General features: G+C 59.5%; 3 protein-coding genes. 1 reads left to right on the forward strand and 2 read right to left on the reverse strand.

Translation table 11 applies throughout. The features are described 5' to 3' along the window. Positions 1 to 173: 173 nt before the first annotated feature. Entirely contained in the window at positions 174 to 1,352 is a 1,179-nt protein-coding gene (locus NZK35_RS06200; protein WP_259631726.1) for a cohesin domain-containing protein, read from the reverse strand. A gap of 371 nt (positions 1,353 to 1,723) precedes the next feature. Between NZK35_RS06200 and NZK35_RS06205 the strand changes: the two genes are divergently transcribed. Next, positions 1,724 to 5,302 (forward strand): cadherin domain-containing protein, encoded by a 3,579-nt coding sequence (locus tag NZK35_RS06205; RefSeq protein WP_259631727.1) that lies wholly within the window; start codon positions 1,724 to 1,726, stop codon positions 5,300 to 5,302. Positions 5,303 to 5,429: 127 nt separating this feature from the next. Here NZK35_RS06205 and NZK35_RS06210 read toward each other — a convergent pair whose 3' ends face one another. Next, entirely contained in the window at positions 5,430 to 6,833 is a 1,404-nt protein-coding gene (locus tag NZK35_RS06210; protein WP_259631728.1) for a BBP7 family outer membrane beta-barrel protein, read from the reverse strand. Between the last annotated feature and the right edge of the window lie 391 nt (positions 6,834 to 7,224).

Below are 7,224 nucleotides of genomic sequence, written 5' to 3' on the forward strand. Positions count from 1 at the left end.
TGGTACCACTGATCGAGAAGCGTGGCGTCCCCACACGGTGCGCCACGATCTGTGCTGTACCGATTGCCGGCCCAATTGAACAAGACCAACCGATGGAGGTTGGTGAAGTGCGCGAGCCACTTGGACGATTGAGCAAGCCGCAATGCCGACGATGCCGCTTCTCCGCTGGCCGCCTACCAAAGCTGCGTCGTCGCGTAGACCTGATCGAGCACCTCGTCTTCGTCCTGGGTTTTGTTTTTAGGCAACACGGCGCTCACGGGGGCGGGCGATGGGAACGTGCCAATGATCGCGTCAGTGGTGGCGGGAACCATCTCTCCCTCGCCGCCTGAAACATTCAATAACAAATCGGATGTCGCTGCAGCAGCGGTTGCCGATTCATTCGCCGCATCCAACGAATTCAGGGACGTCGCGGCGACCGAGGCGGAGGTGATCGTGGGTGCCGTTGCGACGCTTCCGGATTCCGCGTTGTCGTTGGTTCGACCGATTTCGCTGGACCAGGCATCCGAGCCGATCGGCATCACCAGCGTTGTCAGCAGCCGGTTGTACAAGAATGCGGGAAGCAGGCCGAGTTCGGTGAAATTCTGATCCTGCAACGCGTCGCCGGCCGTCAGCGTCGCGGTCAATTCATTGTCCCCGTCATCCAAGTAGGCGACGGGTTGTTGTTGAGTGATCGTATACGTCCCCGCCGGAAGTTCGGTGAACTGGTACCTTCCATCGGCTGCTGTCACGGTCTGCTGCTGCGCGCCGGACGTCGTGTTGACCAACGTGATCGTGACACCCGGGATTGCCTCTCCGGCATCCAAGCTACCGTTGGCATCGGCGTCTGCGAACACGAAACCGGAGATCGTCTCCGAGCCGCTTGCGACAATCGTCAGGGTCCCGTCGGTTTCATCGTCCCCCGCGATCGGTGACGGTGTGACACTGAGCTGGCCTTCGTTTAAAACGACGGAGGTCAGGTCGAGCACGGTCGACGTCCCGACCGTTGCCTCCCCGTCGACGGTGAACCGCAACTCGACCAGGCTTCCCGCGGTCGCGGCTAATTCGGAAGACGACGAGACGAAGATGACAATGGTCCCGGTTGCATCATCGACATTCACGGTCAACTGAGTGTCATTGCCACTGTCCCAGACCGAGCCGGCGGTGACATCGGCTTGGTCCAGATCCAACAGGTCGCTGTTGTAGCTGAGCCGAATCTCGGCACCGCGGACTCCATCGGCGTCATCGATATTGACGGGAACGGAAACGATCGAGGCCGGCGCCGCCGTCAAATCATCGGCAATGTCGACCGCGGCCAGCAACCGACGGGCCGAAAGACTTTCGATCGTCGGGCGTCGTCGTCTGTTTCTGGGCATAAATTTCATGGGGCTATCAGGCGGGGATGCGGGTAGGTGCTCAGGGACTAGGCGGATTCGCAGCCCCTGGTGTCACAGAGATTTCAGAGAAAACCATGCTCGACTCTTCCTAAGTCACCCTCCCTGGCAGGGCGGGTCGGGCGCAGTGAGGGGAGGGTCGAATGGTTGTCCCCAAAAAACTTTCTTTGCGGTGTGACATCCCTGCTGACGAATCCGCCTGACAGGCACGGGCGGATCGTCGGTGTCGGCGAATCCGCCCTTTTAGCAGAACGCCGCATAACGGATTTTTCGACGGCGATTGATCTTCCGCGACGGACTGCCCCACACCGCTTTTTTGCACCGGCATGCCCCGGACAAGGTCACACGTCAACATGCGTCAACACACCAAGGGATTTTTCTCGCGTCTCGCCTCACGCCGCTGGTCCGCCAAGCCTTCCCCAGATCGCTCGCGGAAGCACTTCGGGCGAAGTAGTCGATTGGAAACACTTGAATCACGACGTGTGTTGGCCGCCTCGATCGCTTCGTTTAGCCCCACGTCCAGCGGGTTTGTGGCGGAACTGAGCGAAGAAATTGACACGTCCGTCATCAACCTTTACGACTCCGAAAACGGGCTGGCCGGTGCCGCCGATGTCACGTTGACCGGAGCGACCAGCGGAGACGTTGCGGGGTCGTTGATCATTGATGGAACGTCGCTGACGTTCATCGCCAGCGGTGGACCACTGGCGGCCGACACCTACACCGTGACGCTGCGCAGCGCGACCGACGGGTTCAAGGATCTGGCCGACGGCGAATTATTGGACGGCGACGATGATTCCGTGGCGGGCGGAGATTTTGTGGACACCTTTACGGTTGCCAGCGGACCGGCGCTCGTCGTCAGCTTGCCGGACTTCGTGCGCGGCCCGACGCAAGCGATTCAGGTCCCGGCCGCCGGCAGCGGACAGGACCTGCCGCCGGGATTGCCGATTCAATTGAGCGATGCCGACGGCGTCACGTCGTTGACGTTGACGATCCAATACGATCCGACGTTGCTGGACATCAGTGGCGTTCAATTGGGCAGTGATGCACCGGCAAACAGTCAAGTCGACGTCAATTTGACGGTCCCCGGTGTCGCCACCATTTCCTTTTTCAGCCTCGCTCCCTTGGCCGCCGGCGCCGCCGATCTGGTCGACATCATCGCCACGGTCCCCGAAGACGCTCCGTATGGCACCAGCCAATCGGTCCGCATGACGGCGCTTGACGTCAATGCGGGTGCCATGGATGCGGCCGCGGATGATGCGTTGCATGTCGTAGCGTTCCCCGGCGACGTCAATCAAAACCGACGCTACGACGCCGAAGACGCGCGACTGATCGCCCGGGTCGGTGTGGATCTGGATTCAGGATTCGTATTCACCAACCCGACCGGCACCACCGCGTCGACTCGCTTGTTCCCCAACATTGATCCGGTCCTTTTGGGCGACGTGACCGGTGTCGACGGAGTGAGCCCGTTGGATGCCAGTGATGTGCTACGCCGAGTCGTGGGGCTGTCGACACCGAACATCCCCGACCTTCCCGATGCTCAAGCTCCCACGGGAATCAGTTTGTCATCCGACAGCATCGATGACTCGTCCGCCGTCGGCACGACCGTGGGAACCTTCACGACCTCCGACCCCGATTCCGGTGACACACACACTTACACGCTTGTCAGTGGTACCGGCGACAGCGACAACGCGTCCTTCACCATCAACGGCAACTCGCTCGTCACCGCGCAGACCTTCGATGCCTCTACCCAGAACTCGGTCACGATCCGTGTGCGATCCACCGATTCGACCGGTCGTTTCATCGAACGTGTGCTGACGTTGACCGTCGAGCATGTCAACGTCGCGCCGACGGCACTGGCGATCAGCAGCACAACCGTCGACGAAAATGTTTCCAGTGGAACAGCCGTCGGTACCTTCAGCACCACCGATGCGGACAGTGGTGACACCCACACCTACAGCATCGTTTCCATCGACGGTAGCACCACCAGCACCGCGTTCACCATTTCCGGAAACTCTCTGCTGGTCGCAACGGCGTTGGACTTTGAAACCAAATCCAGCTACAGCGTCGTCGTCCGAAGCACCGATGCGGGTGGATTGTCAGTCGACCAAACGTTTACCATCACCGTTTCGGACGTCAACGAAACACCGACCGCGCTGGCTCTTAGCAATGCCACCGTCGGTGCCGATGCGGCGGTCGGCACAACGGTCGGCACACTTTCCACCACCGATGTCGATTCCGGCGATACGTTCACGTACTCGCTCGTCAGTGGAACCGGAGACGATGACAACGCCTCGTTCTCCATCTCCGGCGACGAACTTCAAACCGCCGCGACGTTGGATTTCAGTTCGCAATCCAGCTATAGCGTGCGGGTGCGGACGACCGATGCCGGCGGTGAATCCTTCGAACAGGTCTTGACGATCACGCAAGGTGATTCGGCACCCTCGGAAGTCACACTCAGCAGCGACACGGTTGTCGAAAACAGCGCGACCGCGACCGTGGTCGGTGACCTGGAAACCACCGATTCCAACCCCAGTGACACGCACACTTACACGTTTGTTTCCGGCGACGGTGACGACGACAACGCATCGTTTACGATCTCGGGCGGTCAACTTCTGACGGCGGAGTCGTTCGATTTTGAGTCGCAAGATTTCTACTCCATCCGCATCCGCAGCACCGATTCGAGTGGCTTGTTTGTCGAGCAGGTGCTGGTGATTTCCATCACCAACGTCAACGAGTCAGCAACCGCGGTTTCACTCAGTCATTCCAGCGTCGCCGACGGTCAACCCAGCGGCACCGTCGTGGGAACGCTCTCCAGCGATGACCCCGACAGCGGCGACACGCCGACGTACACCCTGGTGTCCGGAACCGGCGACGATGACAACGCATCCTTCACGATTTCCGGCGACGAACTGATCACCGCGTTCGCAGCGGACCAAAGCACCAAATCCAGCTACTCGATTCGGGTACAGGTCACCGATGCCGATGGCCTCTCCGTCGAAAACACCTTCACGATCGACATCACCAGCGAAAACGTCGCTCCAACCGCGGTCGCGCTGAGCAATTCGACGATCGCCGAAAACGCTGCCTTGGATTCGGCCATCGGAACATTGACGACCACCGACGCGAACAGCTCGGACGTGTTTGTCTACACCCTCGTCTCCGGCACCGGCGATACCGACAACGCGTCGTTCGCCATCGACGGCGACACGCTGACACTCAATACCACCCTGGATTTCGAATCGCAGTCCAGCTACAGCGTTCGTGTTCGCAGCACCGATCCGTTCGGGTTGTTTGTCGAAGACGTGTTCGCGATCTCGGTGACCGACGTCAATGAAGCGCCAGAGAACCTGAGCCTCAGTTTCGCGTCGGTCGCCGACGGACAACCGACCGACACGGTGATCGGAGACCTGTTCGCCGACGACCCCGACGGCGGTGACACGTTGACGCTGTCGCTCGTTTCAGGTGATGGCGACGCGGATAACGCCGACTTTAAGATCGAGAACAATCAACTCGTGATCACCGAAGCGGTCGACGATGCGATCCAATCCCTGTATTCGCTACGGGTGCGAGCGGAAGACTCCCAAGGGCTGTTCACCGAACAGATCTTCAGCATTGACGTGACCGAAGCCAACGTTGCACCCTCAGCGGTGGCACTGAGCAGCTCGACGCTCAACGACGGCGATCCATCGGGCACCGTCGTCGGAACGTTGACGGCGACCGATTCCAATTCAACCGATGTCCATAGCTTCAGCCTGGTAGCCGGATCAGGCGATACCGATAACGCCTCCTTCACGATCGACGGCGATCAACTGAAGTCCGCGGTGCCCATCGATTCCGGATCGCCCAACTCCTTCAGCATCCGTGTGCTCGCCCAAGATCGCTACGGATTGACTGTCGAACAAACGCTGACGATTACTGTCCAGTCGTCCTAAGGTCCATCGGACGCATAAGTGGCGTAAGCTTCCAGCTTGCGATTCCGACAGCGTAAGCTTCCAGCTTGCGATTCCGACAGCGTAAGCTTCCAGCTTGCGATTCCGACAGCGTAAGCTTCCAGCGGCACTAGAACGAAACCATGGCACCAAAGCTCAGTCCGTGAGCGATGAAGGTATCGGTTTCGTACTCGAACGAAGGGTCAAGCGTTCCCGACGGGACCTCCGGAGGGAACTGCGAGACGTTGCGATCAATCATGTCCGCAACACGCAACGTGTTGGACCAGATGATCACGTTGTAACCGACAGATAATTCGATGTAGCGATCCAAACGCGTCGTGAACATCACACCCAACTCGGGGATCACACTGAATTCCGATTCATCATAGCTGCCGACGTTGGTCGATTGAGCCAGCAGCCCGCCGGTGAAGGTGCTCGATCCCGCGCCGGGAACGGTGTTGGTGGTTTGACCGTTGATCCGCGCTTCGGCCTGATTGACGCCGATGCCGAGTTTTGCCATCGCGTTGAAGGTCGAGGAACTGCGACAGCGGCGCAGGTAATGCAGTCCGATCTGAGCTCCGTGGAATCGGTTTTCGGCCTGAAACTCGTCAAACAGGGTTTGGGTTGTTCCCGAGATGATTTGCCCCTGGGCGGCAGTGAATGCGCCGACTTGGTCGATCCGCAGCGATTCATCGAGGCGCCCATGACGGTAGCCGATCAACAGGTCCAGCTGATCGCACGATGAGGTGCAAAGTCGTTGACGACGCATGGCGTCAAAGGCATATAACTCACTATCGACCTGGACAGAAACGCTGCCGGTCAAGAAGTCCGGATGGGCGATCAGCATTGCGCTTTCGCTGTTCGACCCGTTGTCAAAGACGGGGCGGGCCAACAAGGCGCGGCCGTCGCGAAAACTCTCGCTGTCCTCAAAGACACCCAGGCCGCTCAATTCAAACCCATCGCCGCATGCATTGATGCCCCAACTCAACGTGACACGGGCGCCCGAACGTAATTCGTCTCCGACCCCGGTTCCGCCAAACAAAATCGACGTCCCGGATTGATCCAGACGCCCCGTGTCTTCCGGCGCCGTCCCTGCGGGGCTGGTCGTGACCAAGGCGGGTAGCTCGACCGCATCGAGTGACCACAGCAGGTACTCGGCGTGGATTGAAAATGGTGTTCGACGACGTCTCGTCGCGCCCATGCTGCCACAACCGAGTCCGTCACAGCCCAGGGTGTCACATTGGACGTCGAACGATTCGGCGGGGAAGTACTCGTGCGACACCGTAGCGACCGATGGGCGGTGATGGTTCTGGGGACGAAATTCTCGTTTTCGTCTGGTATCGCCCGTGCCTGTCGAGACGGGTCGCCAGTTCATCAGCGGCGAATCCTGTTCCGACTGCGTCGCGATAGTTGTTTCCGCAGCCGAACGCCCCTCGGCGGCGGGTAGCGAATCGAGGGTGGAAGCGAAAGTGATCCACACTCCGCCAGCCACGGCGGCAGTCCAAGGGTTTCGCAGCAGCGATAGAAACGACATTTTGCAGACTCAGCGTCATCGACGTAGGGAACGAGTTGCACGTACACAACTTCCTCGAATCCACTTATCGGCTACCGGCCACCTAATCGTTAATGCTTGCCTAATCGATAAACTCGATTGTCGGATCCAACCATTGCACGTCAGCAACGTCCAGCGGTCCGCCGCCGCGTCTCCCCCTGCGGGGTCTGTCCCCACCGCGGTCTCAATCACCTGGGGTCTGTCCCCAATCACCTGGGGTCTGTCCCCAATCGCCTCTCTCGGGCGGGCGTTGAAAATAGGACCAATGGGACAGATAGGACCCATACGTCCCCTAGGTCCTATTGGTCCCATTTCCCCGGCTAACTGCTAACTGCTAACTGCTAACTGCCTAGCGCGCACGAAAAAACCCGCT

Source organism: Stieleria sedimenti (assembly GCF_025060895.1).
GTDB lineage: Bacteria > Planctomycetota > Planctomycetia > Pirellulales > Pirellulaceae > Stieleria > Stieleria sedimenti.